Source organism: Caulobacter sp. GW821-FHT09H08 (genome assembly GCF_059415885.1).
This window is the reverse complement of the sequence record NZ_JBWKOC010000005.1, coordinates 253,819-271,620: the sequence shown is the minus strand read 5'-3', so window position 1 is coordinate 271,620 and position 17,802 is coordinate 253,819. Positions and strand designations below refer to the sequence as shown.

Below are 17,802 nucleotides of genomic sequence, written 5' to 3'. Positions count from 1 at the left end.
CTGCATAGCCGGGCGGCTCGGCTTATAGGTTTCAGCGAGTCTTCGGTTTGGACGGGAAGAGCGGATGAGTTTGCGTCTGGGCGTCAATATCGACCACGTGGCCACGATCCGTAACGCGCGCGGCTCCTCGTATCCCGAGCCCGTGCGCGCGGCCGAGCTGGCCCTGGCCGCCGGCGCCGACGGCATCACCGCCCACCTGCGCGAAGACCGCCGCCACATCAGCGACGCCGATATCGCCGTACTGACCGACCTCTGCCACAAGCGCGGCAAGCCGCTGAACTTCGAGATGGCCGTGACCGACGAGATGGTCGGCATCGCGCTGGGGGCCAAGCCGCACGCCGCCTGCCTGGTGCCCGAGCGTCGCGAAGAGGTCACCACCGAGGGAGGCCTCGACGTCGTGAAGGGCGCGAACCGCATCGCCGACGCCACCGCCCGCCTGCGCACCGTGGGCGCGCGGGTGTCGCTGTTCATCGAGGCCGATCCCGACCAGATCCGCGCCTCGGTCGCCGCCGGCGCCCAGGTGGTCGAGCTGCACACCGGCGCCTATTGCGACGCCGCCCGCGCCGGCGAGACCGCCCGCGCCGAGGCCATCCTGGAGCGCCTGACCAGGGGCGCGGCCCTGGCCGCCGAGCTAGGCCTGGAAGTCCACGCCGGCCACGGCATCGACTACGCCACCGTCAAGCCGATCGCCGCCATCCCGCAGATCGCCGAGCTGAACATCGGCCACTTCCTGATCGGCGAGGCGATCTTCGTCGGCCTTCCCCAGGCCATCCAGAGGATGCGTGTTCTCATGGACGCGGCTCGGGCGGAGTTGGCCGCGTGATCATCGGCATCGGCTCGGACCTCTGCGACATCCGCCGGATCGAGAAGTCGCTCGAACGGTTCGGCGACCGCTTCACCAACAAGGTCTTCACCGACATCGAGCGCAAGCGGTCCGAGCGCAAGCCCGACCGGGCCTCCAGCTACGCCAAGCGTTTCGCCGCCAAGGAGGCCTGCTCCAAGGCGCTGGGCACCGGCCTGAAGCGCGGCGTGCATCTGGCCGGCATGGGCGTGGTCAACCTGCCGTCGGGCAAGCCGACCATGGCCCTGACCGGCGGGGCGCTGGAACAGCTTAAGGCGATGACGCCCGAGGGCATGGAGGCGGTGATCCACCTCTCTTTGACGGACGACCACCCCTACGCCCAGGCCTTCGTGATTATCGAAGCGCTGCCCAAGACCTGACCGCGTCCAACCTTCGCCGTAAAGCCCGGCTAACGCGCGCCATGGGTCCCGACCCTTGCCCACGGGGCCGTCCCCGTCTAGCAAAGCCGAACCGGTTCGCCGGACATCCCTAGTCGAAGAGCTCCGCGCCCGCATGACCGACACCGTCGACACCACGCCGCCCGAAGAGAAGGGCGCCGTCGCCGAGCTCATCGAGATCATCAAGACCGTCGCCTACGCCCTGGGCATCGCCCTGGTGCTGCGCGTCCTGCTGTTCCAGCCCTTCACGATCCCGTCGGCCTCGATGGAGCCGAACCTCTACCAGGGCGACTACATCATCGTGTCGAAGTTCAGCTACGGCTGGAGCAAGCACTCGATCCCGTTCAGCCCGCCGATCATCAAGGGCCGGATCCTGGGCCACGCGCCCAAGCGCGGCGACATCATCGTCTTCAAGCTGCCGCGCGATAACCGCACCGACTACATCAAGCGCCTGATCGGCCTGCCGGGCGACAAGGTCCAGATCCGTGGCGGTCAGGTGTTCATCAACGGCAAGGCCCTGGCGCGCAAGGAGCAGCCGCCGGCCCTGGTCGACACCGGCTACGGCTTCACCCAGCAGGTCCAGCGCTTCGCCGAGACCAATCCGGAAGGCCGCCAGTACAACACCCAGGACTTCGGCCCCGACAGCCGCGGCGACAACACCGGCGTCTATACGGTGCCGGCGGGCTGCTACTTCTTCATGGGCGACAACCGCGACAACTCGGCCGACAGCCGCTTCGATCCGGGCGTCTCGCCCTTCTCGGAAGGCGCCTGCAAGTGGGACTACGAGCTGGACCAGTACATCGGCGACGAGATCGGCGTCGGCTTCGTGCCGGAAGAGAACCTGGTCGGCCGCGCCCAGATCATCCTGCTGTCGTGGAACGCCGAGGCCAGCCTGTTCAAGCCGTGGACGTGGTTCCTGAACGCCCGTCCCAGCCGCTTCTTCCACGTGCTGAAGTGATCGAGGCAGGTTCCCTTGGCCATGGATAAGCGGGTCGCCGCCGTCGGCGACCTGGAGCGCCGGATCGGTCATCAGTTCAACGACCGCGAGCTTCTCGAGCGCGCCCTGACGCACGCCAGTGTCGGGGACGGGGCCAAGAAGGTCCGCGACAACGAGGTGCTGGAGTTCATCGGCGACCGCGTTTTGGGCCTGCTGGCCGCCGAGGCCCTGGCCCAGCGGTTTCCGAAGGCCAAGGAAGGCGAGCTGGCCCCGCGCCTGAACGCCCTGGTCAGCCGCGAGACCTGCGCCCGCGTCGCGCGCCTGGCCGAGCTGGGTCCGGCGCTTCGCCTGTCGGCCTCGTCCAGCAAGATCGGCGGTCGCGAGACGGATTCGATCCTGGCCGGCGCCACCGAGGCCCTGATGGCCGCCCTCTATCAGGATGGCGGCCTGGACACCGCGCGCCAGGTCTTCCTGACCCTCTGGGCCGACGAGTTCGACCGGGCGGGCGAGGGGCGTCCGCGCGATTCCAAGACCGCGCTGCAGGAGTGGGCCCAAGGCAAGGGCCGGCCGCTGCCGACCTACCGCGTCCTGGACCGCACTGGCCCCGACCATGCGCCGGTCTTCACCGTCGAGGTCGCGGTCAACGGCGTCGATCCGGCCATGGCCAAGGGCAAGTCGCGGCAGGAAGCCGAAAAGGCCGCCGCCAAGGCGTTGCTGGAGCGCGAAGGCGCGGGGTAGGGCGCCAAAATCCCTCTCTCATAGAGAGGGATTCCTGAAGCGCCTTCGCGGGGATAGGCGGGCGTCTATCCTCGGAATTCGCGATATCGAACCCAGCGAAATCAATCGCTTATCACTTTTACGCCCTCACCAATCATCCGCGTCCAGAACCGCCGCACAATCATAGCCATCCCCGTCGCGGGGGAGGGCGTTTGGATCCGGCCCAAAACGGCGGCGGGGGTAGGTTGAGCGGGGCCGCTGGCGGCTCCCGGAGGCTCGAAGGTCGTCGCATCCTTCATGAGGATCGGCAGGCGATCGGGTTAGCGCCGGGACGAAGCCGACAGCGGAGCGACAGGGCGGTGATCGTACAAGCCGCCTATCGTGGATCGTCGGGGTCGAGACGGATGTAGCCGATCGACTTGGTCCGCGCCCGTCCGGGGGCTAGTGGGGTCCCGAGCTGAAAGACGCTCACGCCCCCCATCCTCACGGGCAAGAACAGCCTGGCGGAGCGGTCAGCGAGCCGAAACACAACAAACCAAACGGTCTCCGGGTTCGCCCGGCCGCTCCGTCGCCTCCCCATCACCTTCAGCGGCAAGCCGCGTGAAGCGGCGGCGCCATGTGTGGTTGTCTCCACCTTGACCATGGCGCTCTCGCCTCCTCTCATGCGTGTCGATTTCGCGATTCCCGTTCCGGAGAACCCTTCCATGCGCCGTCTCAGTGTCGCTATCGCCGCTCTGCTGGCCCTGGGCCTGGCCTCCTGCAACAAGAGCCAGTCGTACCAGGCGCTGCCGGACGACATGAGCCTGGGCAACAAGGACGCCAAGATCACCGTGGTCGAGTACGCCTCGGTCGGCTGCCCCGTCTGCGGGAAGTGGCAGAAGGACGTCTATCCGGCCTTCAAGGCCAAGTACGTCGACAGCGGCAAGGTCCACTATGTGTTCCGCGAGATGCTGGTCGGCGGCGACGCCGAGGTGGTCGTGGCCTCGGCCGGCTTCCTGCTGGCCCGCTGCGCCGGCAAGGACAAGTATTTCGAGATCAACGACGCGATCTTCGCCGCTCAGCCGGGCGTCTTCTACTCGCCGCGCGAAACCCTGCTGGAGGTCGCGAAATCGGCGGGCATGAACGAAGCCCAGTTCGACAAGTGCGTTCAGGACGAGCCGCAGGTCAAAGCGCTGAACGACCGCGTTCAGCGCAACGCCAAGGAGCACGACGTCGGCTCCACGCCGACCTTCGAGATCAACGGCCGCAAGATGGAGCCGGGCTACCACACCCTGGAGGAGATCGACGCGGCGATCGCCAACGCCGGCCAGTAGCGTCCGGCGCTTGGCCCACGAGCTCACGACCAGTCGCTTGAGGATGCGTCCGCCGATCCAGGCGGACCTCGAAGGTTGGGCGGCGTTCGACGCCGATCCCCTGGCCACCCGGTTCTTCGGCGGCCCGAAGTCCCGCGAGACCTCCTGGGAGGGCATGGCCCTGGCGACCGGCATGTGGACGCTGCGCGGCTGCGGGCTGTTCTCGGTCATCGAGGCGGAGACCGGCCGCTGGGTCGGCCGCGTCGGGCCCTGGGTTCCCGAGGCGGCGGGCCGCGCCGAGGTAGGCTGGGCGATTCTGCCCGCCTTCTGGGGGCGCGGATACGCGACCGAAGCCGCGGTGGCGGCCGTCGACTGGACTTTCCGGCATCTAGACTGGCGCGAGGCGGAGCATCGGATCGACCCGGGCAACCAGTCCTCGATCGCCGTCGCCGAGCGCATCGGCTCGCGGTGGCTGCGCACCGAGATCAACCCCGATGGCCAGCCTGTCGAGATCTACGGCCAGTCGCGTGGCGGCGTTTGATCCTCGGGGGGAGGAATTCCAGCCCCGCTGTGCTACACGCACGCGCAATGACTGACACCACCTCCCAAACCCCCACCCACACCAAGGCCGGTTTCGCGGCCATCATCGGCGCGCCGAACGCCGGCAAGTCCACCCTGGTCAACCGCATGGTCGGGGCCAAGGTCTCGATCGTGACCCAGAAGGTCCAGACCACCCGCTTCCCCGTGCGCGGCGTCGCCATCGAGGGCGACACCCAGATCGTGCTCGTCGACACCCCCGGGATCTTCAGCCCGCGCCGTCGCCTGGACCGCGCCATGGTCCGCTCGGCCTGGGCCGGCTCGGAAGACGCCGAAGCCACCGTCCACCTCGTCGATGTGCAGGCCGAGCTGGCCAGCCGCGCCGACAAGGCCACCCCGGGCGAGTTCCGCTCGGCCCAGGACGTCCAGACCATCATCGAGGGCCTGAAGGCGGCCAACCGCAAGGTCATCCTGGCCCTCAACAAGATCGACGGGATCAAGCGCGACACGCTGCTGGCCGTGGCCAAGGACTTCTTCGACCAAGGCGTCTATTCGGACGTCTTCATGATCAGCGCCACGACCGGCGCCGGCGTCGAGGACCTGACCGCCAAGCTCGTCTCGCTGATGCCGGAAGGCCCCTGGCTCTATCCGGAAGACCAGACCGCCGACCTGCCGGCCCGCCTGCTGGCCGCCGAGATCACCCGCGAGAAGGTCTACCTCCGCGTCCACGAGGAACTGCCCTATGCGGCCAGCGTGGAAACGACGGCCTTCGAGGAGCGCAAGGACGGCAGCGTTCGCATCGAACAGACCATCTTCGTCGAGCGCGAAGGCCAGCGGATCATCGTTATCGGAAAAGGTGGCCAGACCTTGAAATGGATCGGCCAAGCCTCACGTGAGGAGCTGTGCGACATCCTCGACCGCAAGGTTCACCTGTTCCTTCACGTGAAGGTCAAGGAGAATTGGGCCGAGGAGCGCGGTCTCTTCAGCGATATCGGTCTGGATTTCGATGTTTGATGCTCAAGTGGGGAAAGAGGGGGCGGCAGCCGCCTCGGTCGACCTAGACGCCTATTTCAAGCGCATTGGTTACGACGGCCCCCGCGAGCCCACGATGGCGACCCTGAGCGCCATCGCCCGGAAGCATCCCGACCTCATTCCCTTCGAGAACCTCGACGTCCTCCTGGGGCGCGGGATCAGCATCGTTCCGGCCGACATCGACGCCAAGCTGATCGGCGCCGGCCGGGGCGGCTACTGCTTCGAGCAGAACGGTCTCCTGAAGCGCGTGCTGGATACCCTGGGCTTCCAGGTCGAGGCGCTGATGGCCCGTGTGCAATGGATGCTGCCGGAAGGCGCGCCGCCGCGCCCGCGCTCGCACCAGGTGCTGGGCGTGACGCTGGATGGTGAGACCTGGCTGGTCGACGCCGGCTTCGGCGGCTGCGTGCTGACCGCGCCGCTGCGCCTGTTCTCGGACGAGGTGCAGGACAGCCCCAACGGCAAGTTCCGCATCGTTGATACGGCGACCGACGGCGTCGCCGAGCGTCAGGTCCAGGCCGATCTCTCGGGCCGCTGGGCGGCGCTGTACCAGGTGTCGAGGGGGGGCTGGGCCGAGGTCGACTACGAGCAGGCCAACTTCTACACCTACACCCACCCCAGCTCGCACTTCACCTGGAGCATGACGGTGGGCCGCACTACGCCGACCGCCCGCTACGCCCTGAAGAACAACCGCTTCACCCATCGCGACGTCACCGGCGCGGTGGTCGAGCAGCGCGACCTTTCGGTCGACGAGTTGGAAGCCACCCTGCGCGACGTGATCGGCCTGCCGGTCGAGCCCGACTGGAAGCCGGTGCTGGAGCAGGTCGTGGCCTGGGGAACGTCCGCTTGACCCTGGAATGGGAGGACGAAGCCTACGTCCTCTCGGCCCGCTCGCATGGCGAGACGGGGGCCATCGTCGAACTTCTCACCCAGGATCGCGGCAAGTTCGTCGCCCACGTGGCCGGCGCGGCCTCGCGGCGGATGAAGCCCTTCCTGCAGCCGGGCGCAAGGGTCATCGCCCGCTACCGCGCCCGGGTCTCCGACCAACTGGGCTCGGCCACCCTGGAACCGATGGGCGAGGGGCCTTCCTCGTTGTTCGACGACCGCTTGGCCCTGGCCGGACTTTCCGCGGCGGCCTCCGTCGCCGCGGCGGCGTTGCCCGAACGCGAGGCTCACCCCGGCGCCTTCCACGCGCTGGAGACCCTGATCCGCGTGCTGGAAATTCCCGAGATCTGGCCGGCCGTCTACGTCCGCTACGAGGCAGGGCTGCTGCAGGAGCTGGGCTTCGGCCTGGACCTCTCCAAGTGCGCCGCGACCGGGTCCTTCGACGACCTGATCTATGTCAGCCCGCGTACGGGCCGGGCCGTCAGCCGCGACGCCGGCGCGCCCTATCGCGACAAGCTGCTGCCGCTGCCGCCGTTCATGCTGTCCTCGCAGGGCGGCCTGGCCGAGGGCGACGTGAAGGCCGGCTTGGACATCACTGGCCACTTCCTGGAGCAGTTCGTGTTCGGCCCGCTGAACCGGCCGCTGCCCGCGCCACGCATGTGGCTGCTGGATCGCCTGACCGAGGCCAATCGCCTGTGAGCCGAACGCGCAAAAGCGTGGAACAATCGTCGAACTCGTCGGGGCACATCTGCTAAAGTGCCCGTCACACTTTACGAATCTGCCTGATGAACAAACCAGTCTTGCCTCCTGGCGGTCCCGACGACGGCGATCGCATCCTCGACGAGCCGCTGACGGAAGCCCTGTCGCGGCGCTATCTGGCCTATGCGCTCTCGACCATCGGCTCGCGGGCGCTGCCCGACGTGCGCGATGGCCTGAAGCCCGTGCACCGTCGCGTCCTGTACGCGATGAGCAACATGCGCCTGAACCCCGAGTCCGCCGCGCGCAAGTGCGCCAAGGTGGTCGGCGAGGTCATGGGTAACTTCCACCCGCACGGCGACCAGTCGATCTACGACGCCCTGGTCCGCCTGGCCCAGGAATTCAGCCAGCGCATTCCGCTGGTCGAGGGCCAGGGCAACTTCGGCAATATCGACGGCGATAGCGCCGCGGCCATGCGCTACACCGAGTGCAAGATGACGGAAGCGGCGACGCTTCTGCTGGACGGCATCGACGAGGACGCGGTCGACTTCAAGCCGACCTATGACGGCCAGGACGAGGAACCCTACGTCCTGCCGTCGGGCTTCCCGAACCTGCTAGCCAACGGCTCGTCGGGCATCGCGGTCGGCATGGCCACCTCGATCCCGCCGCACAACGCCGCCGAGCTGATCGACGCCTGCCACCTGCTGCTGGCCAATCCCGACGCGACGACCGAGGATCTGCTGGAGAAGGTGCCGGGTCCGGACTTCCCGACCGGCGGCGTCATCGTCGAGGGCCGCGCCAGCCTGCTGGAGACCTACGAGACCGGTCGCGGCGGCGTGCGCATCCGCGCTAAGTGGGAGAAGGAAGACACCGGTCGGGGCACGTATCAGATCGTCGTCACCGAGATCCCGTACCAGGTGAAGAAGTCCGATCTGGTCGAGCAACTGGCCGACCTGATCGACAGCAAGAAGGCCGCCCTGCTGGGCGACGTCCGCGACGAGAGCGCCGAGGACATCCGCCTGGTGCTGGAGCCGAAGTCCAAGAACGTCGAGCCCGAAGTGCTGATGGAGAGCCTGTTCAAGCTCTCGGCGCTGGAGAGCCGCTTCCCGGTCAATATCAATGTGCTAGATGCGCGCGGCACGCCGGGCGTCATGGGCATCAAGCAGGCCCTGATGGCCTTCCTGGCCCACCGCCGTGAAGTGCTGACCCGCCGGGCTCGTCACCGCCTGGCCAAGATCGAAGCCCGTCTGCATATCCTGGACGGCCTGCTGATCGCCTACCTCAATCTCGACGAGGTCATTCGGATCGTCCGCTACGAGGACAAGCCGAAGGAAAAGCTGATCGAGACCTTCGCGCTGTCGGACATCCAGGCCGACGCCATCCTCAACACCCGCCTGCGCCAACTGGCCAAGCTGGAGGAGATGGAGATCCGCCGCGAGCACGCCGAGCTGGTCGAGGAACGCGACGGCATTCTCGCCATGCTGGCCAGCGAAGCCGCGCAGTGGAAGCTGGTCGGCGTGGGCCTGTCGGAAGTCCGCGCCACGCTGCTGAAGATCAAGCACCCGCTGGACAAGGGCGGCCGCCCGACGGGCGCCATCGGCCGCTCGATCTTCGCCGACGCGCCGGTGGTCGACGCCGACGCCGCCATCGAGGCGATGATCGTCCGCGAGCCGATCACGATCATCCTGTCGGAGCGCGGCTGGATCCGCGCCGCCAAGGGCAAGATCGACGATCCGTCCGAACTGAAGTTCAAGGAAGGCGACAAGCTCGGCTTCCTGGTCCCGGCCGAGACCACCGACAAGCTGCTGATCTTCTCCAGCGACGGCCGCTTCTTCACCCTGGGCTGCGACAAGCTTCCCAGCGCGCGGGGCCATGGCGAGCCGGTGCGGATGATGATCGAGCTGGACGACAAGGTGAAGATCATCGACGTCTTCCCGTTCAAGGCCGGCCGCAAGCGCATTCTGGCCTCGAAGCTGGGCTACGGCTTCCTCATGCCCGAGGAAGAAGCCCTGGCGAACCGCAAGGCCGGCAAGCAGGTCCTGACCGTCGACGCCGCCGGCGCGGCCTTCTGTCTGGAAGCCGTCGGCGACCAGTTCGCGGTCATCGGCGACAACGGCAAGATCCTGATTTTCCCGCTGGAAGAGCTGCCGGAAATGCCGCGCGGCAAGGGCGTGAAGCTGCAGTCCTATCGCGAGGGCGGACTGCGCGATGGTCTCTCGTTCAACGCCGAGACCGGCGCCTACTGGATCGACACCGCCGGCCGCCGTCGCGATTGGGCGGAGTGGAACGAGTGGGTCGGCCGCCGCGCTGGGGCTGGCAAGCTGGTCCCGAAGGGCTTCGCCACCAACAAGCGGTTCAAGCCGAAATGAAGACGGGGCGGTTGCGTCGCCGCGCGCTGAGCCTTCTGGCCGGCGTCTTCGGCTTCGCGGCCGTCGCCGCGACTCCGGCCGTGACCCTGGCCCTGCCCAAGGGCAAGGCCGAGGAATCGGGCTTCAACATCGAGCGTCTCAAGCGCCTCGACGAGCACATGCAGACGATGGTCGCCAACGGCCAGGTCGCTGGCGGCGTGACCCTGCTGGCCCGCCATGGCCGCATCGTCCACGCCATGGCGTTCGGCCGTCGCGCCCTGGGCGGCGAGCCGATGCCGTTCAACGCCATCTTCCGCATCCGCTCCGAGACCAAGCCGATCACGGGCGTGGCGATGATGATCCTGTACGAGCAGGGTCTGTGGAAGCTGGACGATCCCGTAAGCAAGTACGTGCCGGAGTTCGCCAACCTGCGCGTCGCCACGGGTGTCGACGAGGCCGGCCAGCCGATCCTGTCGCCGCTGTCGCGTGCGCCGACCATGCGCGAGCTGATGACCCACACGGCCGGCTTCGCCTATGGCCTGGCAGACGATCCGGGCAGCCCGGCCGACCAGGCCTATTACCGCGCCGGCGTGCTGCAGTCGGCGTCGCTCAATGACCTCGTCCAGAAGGTCTCGGACCTGCCGATGTTCTCCGAGCCCGGGCAGCTGTGGCGCTACAGCGTCGCGGCCGACATCCAGGGCTACATCGTCGAGAAGCTGTCGGGCGAAAGCCTGCCGGTCTTCATGGAAGAGCGTATCTTCCAACCGCTGAGGATGAAGGACACGGCCTTCTACGTGCCGGAGCAGAAGCAGCGGCGACTGGCGGCGCTCTATGACGGCGACCCCGCGACCGGACAGCTGGTCCCGGCGGTCGAGGGGGCCTGGCGCGACGTCAGCAAGCCGCCGGCCGCGCCGCTGGGCGGGGGCGGGCTGGTCTCGACCGCCGGCGATTTCGCGCGCTTCGCCCAGATGATCCTCAACAAGGGCGCTCTGGACGGGGTGCGGATCCTGAAGCCCGAGACCGTGGCGCTCATGACCCAGAACCACCTGCCGGCCGGCTTCGTGGTCACCACCAACGGTACGGCGGGAGTCCTGAAGCCGGGGCCCAAGCCTTTCCCGTTCGCCGCCGGCATGGGCTATGGCCTGGACATGGCCGTGGCGATCGATCCGGCCGCCTCCGGGGCGCCAGTCGGACCGGGCACGGTCAGCTGGGGCGGCAGCGCTGGCACCTGGTTCTGGATCGACCCGGTCAACGACCTGTTCTTCGTCGGCATGATCCAGCGCCTGGGCGGCGTCGGGCCGGGCCTGGACGCTCAGTCGCGGTCGCTGGTCTATCAGGCCATCGAGCGCCCGCCGCTGGTTCCCGCGACGCCACAGCCCGCCAAGCCGCCCATCAAGACCGCCGCGCGCTAGGCCCACGAAAAAGCCCCCTCCGCCGAAGCGAAGGGGGCTCAACGCACATCCTAGAAGGGCTGAATTTCTAGGCGGCGAAGGTGATGTCGGCGACCTGGGTGCTCTTGCCGACGGTCAGGCCGACCACGCCGGTCAACTTGATCAGACCGTCGCCGGCATCCAGGCCCGGCGTGGCGTTCTGGTGGAAGACATAGGTGTCCGCGCCCCACTCGAAGACGGTATTGCTGTTGGCAGCGGTCAGGCCGGCATAGGCGGTCAGGGCGTCGTCGAAGGTGGCGGTGGCGATGAACATCAGCGCGCGCTTCTCGCCGGGACCGACCGAGCCGGCGAAGCTCAGCAGGTCGAAGCCCTTCTGGAAGTCGTCGATGACCGCGATGCTGGTCGCCTTGCCATTCGACAGGTGCAGCTCGGCGAACGAGCCGACGTCGATGTCGTCGTAGCCGGCGCCGGTGGTGATGCGGCCGTCGAACTTCTCGACGAAGATCGTGTCGTTGCCGGTTCCGGTGTCGATGTGGCCGCGCATATAGCCGTTGTCGACCCGCACGATGTCGTTGCCGCCGCCGGTGAAGATGTGGCGGCCGGCGTCGAGTCCGCCCTGGTCGGAGATCACGGGCTTGATGATGTCGTTGCCGTCGCTGGCCAGCACGTGGGTGTCCTGGCCCTCCTTTCTGGAGACGTCGACGTTCCAGTCGTGGGCGAAGGACGCGCGTTCGCCGGGCGCGCCCGGGTCTGACGCGCCGCCGGGCGCGTTGTCACCGCCCTTGCCATAGGCCGAGATGAACACCGGCCTGGCCGAGACCTGCCCGTCGACCGCGATGTCGGCGAGATAGGCGCGCACGGCCTCGGCATAGGGACCGACGCCTGCCTTGGACGCCTCGGCCATCAGCCAGCCGACCATGGCGGCGCGCGTGCCCAGGCCGTTGCCGCCGTCGCCGCCCAGCTCGGCGAAATACTCGCCGCGCGTATAGGTCCCGCCACGGCCGTTGGGGATGTCGTCGGACAGGATCGCGACGATGTCCTCGATCGACTTCTGGACGCCGAACAGCTTCAGATAGGCCTTCTGGAAGGTCGCGTACGTCGTGCCGTTCGCGCCGTACTCGGCGATGAAGCTCTGCTTGGCCTCGCCGAACTTCACCAGGTTGACGGCGAAGTTGATGTAGCGGTTCTCGACGCTGAACTTGGCGTAGTAGGCGCTGTTCAGGTTGTTGGGGTTCCCACCCGTGGGCGAGACCAGATAGTCGATGCCTGAAAGCCCCAGGGTGGCGTCGGCCAGGAAGCCGTAGGACATCACCGCGACCTCGGTGGTCGCCTTGGCGCTGTCCTGGATCCAGCGGACGGCGGTGGCGTAGGACCAGGGGTCGCCAACCTGGCCATTGCGGCCCGCGTCGATGCCCGAGGCCATGATCGCGATCTGGATCTCGGCCGTCGAAGGGATTTCCGCGCCGGCGGGCACGCGATGCACGTTACGATAGATGCTGATGAGATTGTCGAGCGTGGCCATGGCCGGGCTTCACCTGTAGATATTCGTAATCCCTCGTGCAGTAAGAAATATACATGAGTTTCGATCTGGCAACCCATTGTTCGATGAAAAAACCTTAAGCTTCGACGCAACCGAGCGCGTCCGCCTTGGTCGCTGAAAAAGCGGGTTTCAACGCAAACCCGGGCGCTCTAAGGTCGGCTCAAACAATTGTTTGGGAGGGTGGCGTGGCGTTCCGCAAATTGATCGCGGCCGGTTTGGTCGCGGCGCTGTTGGGTGGTGGGGCTTCGGCGGCGCTGGCCGCCTCCAAGGCTCCGGCGATTGTCGCCGCCGCGCCCGAGAGCGTGGGCTTCTCGGCGGAGGGCCTCAAGAAGCTGGACGCTCACATGCAGGGCCTGGTCGACACCGGCCACCTGCCGGGCGTCACCACCATGCTGGTCCGCCACGGCAAGATCGTGAACTACGAGGTCCACGGCCGTAAGGGCTTCGACCGCCCGCCGATGACCAAGGACACGGTGTTCCGCATCTACTCCCAGACCAAGCCGGTCACGGGCGTGGCTATGATGATCCTCTTCGAGGAGGGCAAGTGGCAGCTGGACGATCCGGTCAGCAAGTACGTGCCGGAATTCGCGAGCCTGCGCGTCTTCAAGGGCGTCAACGCTGACGGCTCGTTCGACACCGTGCCCGCCGACCGCCCGCCGACCATGCGCGAGATCATGAGCCACTCGGCGGGCTTCGCCTACGGCCTCAACCCCGACAACCCGATCGACAAGGCCTATGTCGACACCGGCGTTCTGGGCAGCAAGTCGCGTGAGGAGTTTGTCCAGAAGGTCGCCGCCCTGCCGCTGGTCGCCCAGCCGGGCACGCGCTGGAAGTACAGCGTCGCGGTCGACATCCAGGGCCTGATCATCGAGCGGCTGTCGGGCATGTCGCTGGGCGACTTCATGCGCAAGCGCATCTTCGACCCGCTGAAGATGGTCGATACCGGCTTCTGGCTGCCCGCCGAGAAGACGGATCGCCTGGCTTCGCTCTACGTCTGGGGTCCCAAGCAGAAGAAGCTGGTTCCGGCCGACGGCTTCATGGTGCTGGACATCAGCCAGCCGCCGCCGGTGCCGTCGGGCGGCGGCGGCCTGGTCTCGACCAACGTCGACTACGCCCGCTTCGCCCAGATGCTGCTGAACGGCGGCGAGCTAGAGGGCAAGCGGATCCTCAAGCCCGAGACCGTCAAGCTGATGCGGACCAACGTCCTCAGCGACACGATCATGAACTCGCAGGACTCGTCGTTCAGCACGGCGCGCGGTCAGGGCTTCGGCCTGGACTTCGCGGTGGTGATGGACAGCGCCAAGGCCGGTCCCTACGGGCAGGGCAGCTACAGCTGGGGCGGCGCGGCCGGCACCTGGTTCTGGATCGACCCGACCAACGACCTGTTCTTCCTGGGCATGATCCACGTGCTGAACAAGGGCGGCGATCCCGCGCTCAAGAGCATCGACGACGACAGCGCCGACCTCGTCTACGGCGCGCTGGTCGACCCTTCGAAATAACCAGAACAGGACCTCCAGGGAGGGCGCGATGAAAGCTGCTGTCTATTATCAAACCGGCACGCCGGACGTGTTCCGCTACGAGGATGTCGCCGATCCCGCCTGCCATCCGCAGGGCGTGGTGATCCGGGTCGCGGCGGTCAGCATCGAGGGCGGCGACACCCTCAACCGCGGCGGTGGCCAGATGGCGGACAGCCCGCACATCGTCGGCTACCAGGCGGCCGGCGAGATCGTCGAGGTCGGGGCGGAAGTCACCCACCTGAAGGTCGGGCAGAAGGTCGTCACCGTGAACGCCTTTGGCTCGCACGCCGAGCTGCGCGCGGTTCCGGCCCGCAACGCCTGGCCGATCCCGGATGGCTTCGACATTCAGAAGGCTTCCGCCATCCCGGTGCCGTTCGGCACGGCGCACGAGTGCCTGTTCGGCGCGGGTCGTCTGAAGGCCGGTGAAACCGTGCTGGTCCAGGCCGGGGCGGGGGCGGTGGGTATCGCCGCCATCCAGCTGGCCAAGCAAGCTGGCGCGACGGTGTTGGCCTCGGCGTCCAGCGACGAGCGGCTGGAGCGCCTGAAGGCGTTCGGCATGGATCATGGCATCAACTACGGCCGCGACGACCTGGTCGAGCAGGTGATGAAGCTGACCGGCGGCAAGGGTGTCGACCTGGTGGTTGATCCGGTCGGGGGCGCGACTCTGGCCGGCAGCCTGGGCGCTCTGGGCTATCGGGGCCGCATCTCGCTGGTCGGCAACGCCGGGCGCGAGCCGATGAAGGTCGACGTCTCGTCGCTGATGGGCGGCAACCGTTCGCTGACCGGGGTGTTCCTGGGCGCGGAGATCATGACCGACCGCGTCCACGACATGATCCAGGAGATGATCGACCGGGCGGCCAAAGGCGAGCTGGAGGTCGTGATCGACAAGACCTTCCCGCTCTCCGACGCGGCGGGCGCTCACGCCTATATCGAGAGCCGCCAGGCTGTCGGCCGGGTGCTGCTGATCCCATGAACCGTGTCCTTCAGCACACGGGCGCCAAGTACCCGATCATCCAGGCCCCGATGGGCTGGATCGCCCGCTATCCGCTGGCCTCGGCGGTGTCGCGAGCCGGGGGCCTCGGGATCATCGAGACCTCGTCCGGCGAGACCGAGAACTGCAAGGCCGAGATCACCAGGATGGCCGAGAGCGGCCTGCCGTTCGGGGTGAACCTGCCGATCCTGTTCCTGCGCGACGACGCCATGCTGCGGTTCGTCTGCGAGAGCGGCGTGAAGTTCGTGACCACCTCGGCCGGCAGCCCCGCCAAGTTCGTCGGCCCACTGAAGGAGGCCGGCATCGTCGTCTACCACGCCGTGCCGACGGTCGATGCAGCCGTGAAGTGCGTCGACGCCGGCGTGGACGGCCTGGTGGTCGAGGGCGCCGAGGGCGGCGGCTTCAAGAATCCGGAAGAAGTCTCGACCCTCGTCCTGCTGCAGGCGATCCGCGCCAGGGTCGATGTGCCGCTGGTCGCCGCCGGCGGCATCTGCGACGGGCGCGGCATGGCGGCGGCCTTCGCCCTGGGCGCCGAGGCGATCCAGATGGGCACGCGCTTCGTCAGCTCGGCCGAAAGCCCGGTGCACGACAACTACAAGGCCGCGATCACGAGCTCGAAGGAGACCGGCACCTGGGTGCTGAACAAGAAGGCCAGCCCCTGCATCCGCGCCCTGAAGTCCGAGCGCACCAAGGCGATCCACGACGAGGGGCTGATGCCGCCCGACGCCCTGAAGGGCATCCTTGGCGTCTACTTTGGCGGCGACATGGAGGCCGCGCCCGCGCTGGCCGGCCAGACCGTCGGCCTGATCGACGAAGTGAAGACGGCCCAACAGATCATCGACGAGACCGTCGCCCAGTTCCACGACATCACTGGCCGGCTGGGGGCTTTGGCCGCCGCCCGCGCCTTCTAGTCTTTTGTTTTAACGCATTTTCTTCAAGCGAACCGAAAGCCATTCGCCCGAAAATGCTCAGGGAGTTATCGACATGCAGAACTTGTTCTCGCTCGAAGGCCGCGTCGCGGTCGTGACCGGCGGCTCGCGCGGCATCGGCGCGATGATCGCCAAGGGCTTCCTGACCTACGGCGCCAAGCGCGTCTACATCACCGCCCGCAAGGCCGCCGCCTGCGACGCGGCCGCCGAAGAGCTCAGCCAATTCGGCGAGTGCGTCTCGCTGCCGGGCGACATCTCGACCCAGGAAGGCATCCAAGGCCTGGCCGACCGGATCAGGGAGCGCGAGAGCAAACTCGACATCCTGGTCAACAACGCTGGCGCGGCCTGGGGCGCGGCGTTCGACGAGTTCCCCGAGGCCGGCTGGGACAAGACCGTCGACCTCAACATGAAGACGCCGTTCTTCCTGACCCAGGCCCTGATCGGCGAGCTGCGCGCGGCGGGCAAGGACCGGGTAGCCAAGGTCATCAACATCGCCTCGATCGACGGCCAGTCGGTGGCGCGCGAGGAGACCTATCCCTACGGCGCGTCGAAGGCAGGCCTGTTGCACATGACCAAACGGATGGCCCTGCGCTTGGCGCCGGAGAACATCGCCGTCAGCTGCATCGCCCCCGGCGCTTTCGCCTCGGACATGAACAAGGTCGCGCGCGATCACGCCGAAGCGGTGTCGAAGGCCATCCCCGCCGGCCGTATCGGCACGGAAGAGGACATGGCCGGCGCGGCCATCTACCTGGCCTCGCGGGCCGGCGACTATGTGATGGGTGGCGCGGTCACGGTGGACGGCGGCGTCAGCTTCGCGCGCTAGGGAACGGCCTCAGCCGAGTTCGTCGATATCGGCGGGCTCGGCGTCGCTGAGCGGCAGGTCGCAGGGATCCTTGACGCCGCCGCGCATGCTGGGCGGACGCGAACCGCGCTCGCGGGCCGACATCAGCGACCACCCGCCGGGCTTGAGGATCTCCAGCGGCGAGAAGCGCGCCTTGTAGGCCATCTTCTCGCTGCCCGGGACCCAGTAGCCCAGATAGACGTAGGGCAGGGCGTTCTGCTGGGCCTGGACGATGTGGTCCAGGATGATGAACGAGCCCAGGCTGCGGCGGACCTGGTCCGGATCGTAGAAGCTGTAGACCAGCGACAGGCCGTCGGCGAGGACGTCGACCAGCACGCAGGCGACCAGGTCGCCCGGGCCGCGGTCCTGCGACTTCCTGCGGTATTCGATCAGGTGGGTGCGGACCGCCGTGTCCTCGACCATGGCCACATAGTCGGGCCAGGTCATCTCGGCCATGCCGCCGTCGGCGTGGCGGGCCAGGAGGTAGCGGCGCAGCAGCTCGAACTGCTCCAGCGTGGCCTCGGCCTCGACCAGATGGCGCTCGAGGTCGTCGTTGCGGTTCAGGGTCTTGCGCTCGGAGCGCGACAGCACGTACTCGGCCGCCGGCGCGCGGGCCGACTGGCAGGCGCGGCAGGTCTCGCAGGCCGGGCGATAGGCGATGTTCTGGGAGCGGCGGAAGCCGACCTGGGTCAGGCTGTCATTGACCGTTGGGCCATCGGACAGGGGCAGGTGGGCGAACACCTTCCGTTCCTCGCGACCGGGCAGGTACGGACAAGGCGTGGGCGCCGTCAGGAAGAACCGAAGCTGTCGCGTCGGAAAATGCTGCGTCACTGTAGCCCTTGCCCCTTTCAGCTCGTTGTCTGCTGCCCTGAAACGGGATTAGGGGCCATAGCGTTCGGTTGCGCAAGCTTCA

General features: G+C 67.5%; 17 protein-coding genes. 15 read left to right on the top strand and 2 right to left on the bottom strand.

The features are described from left to right. Positions 1–64 precede the first annotated feature (64 nt). From AC07NN_RS19105 to AC07NN_RS19055, 11 genes are all read left to right on the top strand, one after another. Positions 65–823, top strand: a complete 759-nt coding sequence (locus AC07NN_RS19105) for a pyridoxine 5'-phosphate synthase (RefSeq protein ID WP_494644631.1) — start codon at positions 65–67, stop codon at positions 821–823. Then, the gene (gene acpS / locus AC07NN_RS19100; protein WP_494644629.1) at positions 820–1,221 is read left to right on the top strand and encodes a holo-ACP synthase; all 402 of its coding nucleotides are present in this window, start codon (positions 820–822) and stop codon (positions 1,219–1,221) included. Before AC07NN_RS19105 ends, acpS begins: the two co-directional genes overlap by 4 nt. Positions 1,222–1,354: 133 nt before the next feature. Continuing rightward, positions 1,355–2,197: a signal peptidase I gene (gene lepB, locus AC07NN_RS19095; RefSeq protein ID WP_494644625.1), complete on the top strand. Its 843-nt coding sequence runs from the start codon at positions 1,355–1,357 to the stop codon at positions 2,195–2,197. 21 nt (positions 2,198–2,218) lie between these two features. Continuing rightward, positions 2,219–2,914: a ribonuclease III gene (rnc, locus tag AC07NN_RS19090; RefSeq protein WP_494644620.1), complete on the top strand. Its 696-nt coding sequence runs from the start codon at positions 2,219–2,221 to the stop codon at positions 2,912–2,914. A gap of 683 nt (positions 2,915–3,597) precedes the next feature. Then, a complete protein-coding gene (locus tag AC07NN_RS19085) occupies positions 3,598–4,206 on the top strand; it encodes a thioredoxin domain-containing protein (protein WP_494644615.1) in 609 nt (202 codons plus the stop codon). A gap of 43 nt (positions 4,207–4,249) precedes the next feature. After that, complete coding sequence (locus AC07NN_RS19080; protein ID WP_494644613.1) at positions 4,250–4,726, top strand: GNAT family N-acetyltransferase; 477 nt, start codon at positions 4,250–4,252, stop codon at positions 4,724–4,726. Between the two features lie 47 nt (positions 4,727–4,773). Then, positions 4,774–5,736, top strand: coding sequence for a GTPase Era (gene era, locus AC07NN_RS19075; RefSeq protein WP_494644611.1), 963 nt, complete (start codon positions 4,774–4,776; stop codon positions 5,734–5,736). Next, the gene (locus AC07NN_RS19070; RefSeq protein WP_494644607.1) at positions 5,729–6,601 is read left to right on the top strand and encodes an arylamine N-acetyltransferase family protein; all 873 of its coding nucleotides are present in this window, start codon (positions 5,729–5,731) and stop codon (positions 6,599–6,601) included. Before era ends, AC07NN_RS19070 begins: the two co-directional genes overlap by 8 nt. Positions 6,602–6,603: 2 nt before the next feature. Next, positions 6,604–7,335 (top strand): DNA repair protein RecO, encoded by a 732-nt coding sequence (recO, locus tag AC07NN_RS19065; protein ID WP_494645026.1) that lies wholly within the window; start codon positions 6,604–6,606, stop codon positions 7,333–7,335. Between the two features lie 86 nt (positions 7,336–7,421). Further along, a complete protein-coding gene (parC, locus tag AC07NN_RS19060; RefSeq protein ID WP_494644605.1) occupies positions 7,422–9,701 on the top strand; it encodes a DNA topoisomerase IV subunit A in 2,280 nt (759 codons plus the stop codon). Beyond that, positions 9,698–11,092 carry a serine hydrolase domain-containing protein gene (locus AC07NN_RS19055; RefSeq protein ID WP_494644603.1) on the top strand — a complete coding sequence of 465 codons (1,395 nt, stop codon included), beginning with the start codon at positions 9,698–9,700 and terminating at the stop codon, positions 11,090–11,092. Before parC ends, AC07NN_RS19055 begins: the two co-directional genes overlap by 4 nt. A 67-nt stretch (positions 11,093–11,159) precedes the next feature. On the opposite strand, the gene AC07NN_RS19050 is transcribed toward AC07NN_RS19055, so the two are convergent. Beyond that, on the bottom strand, positions 11,160–12,593 hold the full coding sequence (locus AC07NN_RS19050; protein WP_494644601.1) for a hypothetical protein: 1,434 nt from the start codon (positions 12,591–12,593) through the stop codon (positions 11,160–11,162). A gap of 203 nt (positions 12,594–12,796) precedes the next feature. Between AC07NN_RS19050 and AC07NN_RS19045 the strand changes: the two genes are divergently transcribed. The 4 genes from AC07NN_RS19045 to AC07NN_RS19030 all read left to right on the top strand — a co-directional run bounded on the left by AC07NN_RS19045 (position 12,797) and on the right by AC07NN_RS19030 (position 16,871). After that, complete coding sequence (locus AC07NN_RS19045) at positions 12,797–14,110, top strand: serine hydrolase domain-containing protein (protein ID WP_494644599.1); 1,314 nt, start codon at positions 12,797–12,799, stop codon at positions 14,108–14,110. Between the two features lie 28 nt (positions 14,111–14,138). Further along, complete coding sequence (locus tag AC07NN_RS19040) at positions 14,139–15,101, top strand: quinone oxidoreductase family protein (protein WP_494644597.1); 963 nt, start codon at positions 14,139–14,141, stop codon at positions 15,099–15,101. Next, positions 15,098–16,030, top strand: a complete 933-nt coding sequence (locus tag AC07NN_RS19035) for an NAD(P)H-dependent flavin oxidoreductase (protein ID WP_494644594.1) — start codon at positions 15,098–15,100, stop codon at positions 16,028–16,030. Before AC07NN_RS19040 ends, AC07NN_RS19035 begins: the two co-directional genes overlap by 4 nt. 73 nt (positions 16,031–16,103) lie before the next feature. Continuing rightward, the gene (locus AC07NN_RS19030; protein WP_494644590.1) at positions 16,104–16,871 is read left to right on the top strand and encodes an SDR family NAD(P)-dependent oxidoreductase; all 768 of its coding nucleotides are present in this window, start codon (positions 16,104–16,106) and stop codon (positions 16,869–16,871) included. A 9-nt stretch (positions 16,872–16,880) separates the two neighbouring features. Here AC07NN_RS19030 and AC07NN_RS19025 read toward each other — a convergent pair whose 3' ends face one another. After that, positions 16,881–17,720, bottom strand: a complete 840-nt coding sequence (locus tag AC07NN_RS19025; protein WP_494644588.1) for an arginyltransferase — start codon at positions 17,718–17,720, stop codon at positions 16,881–16,883. Positions 17,721–17,802 lie beyond the last annotated feature (82 nt).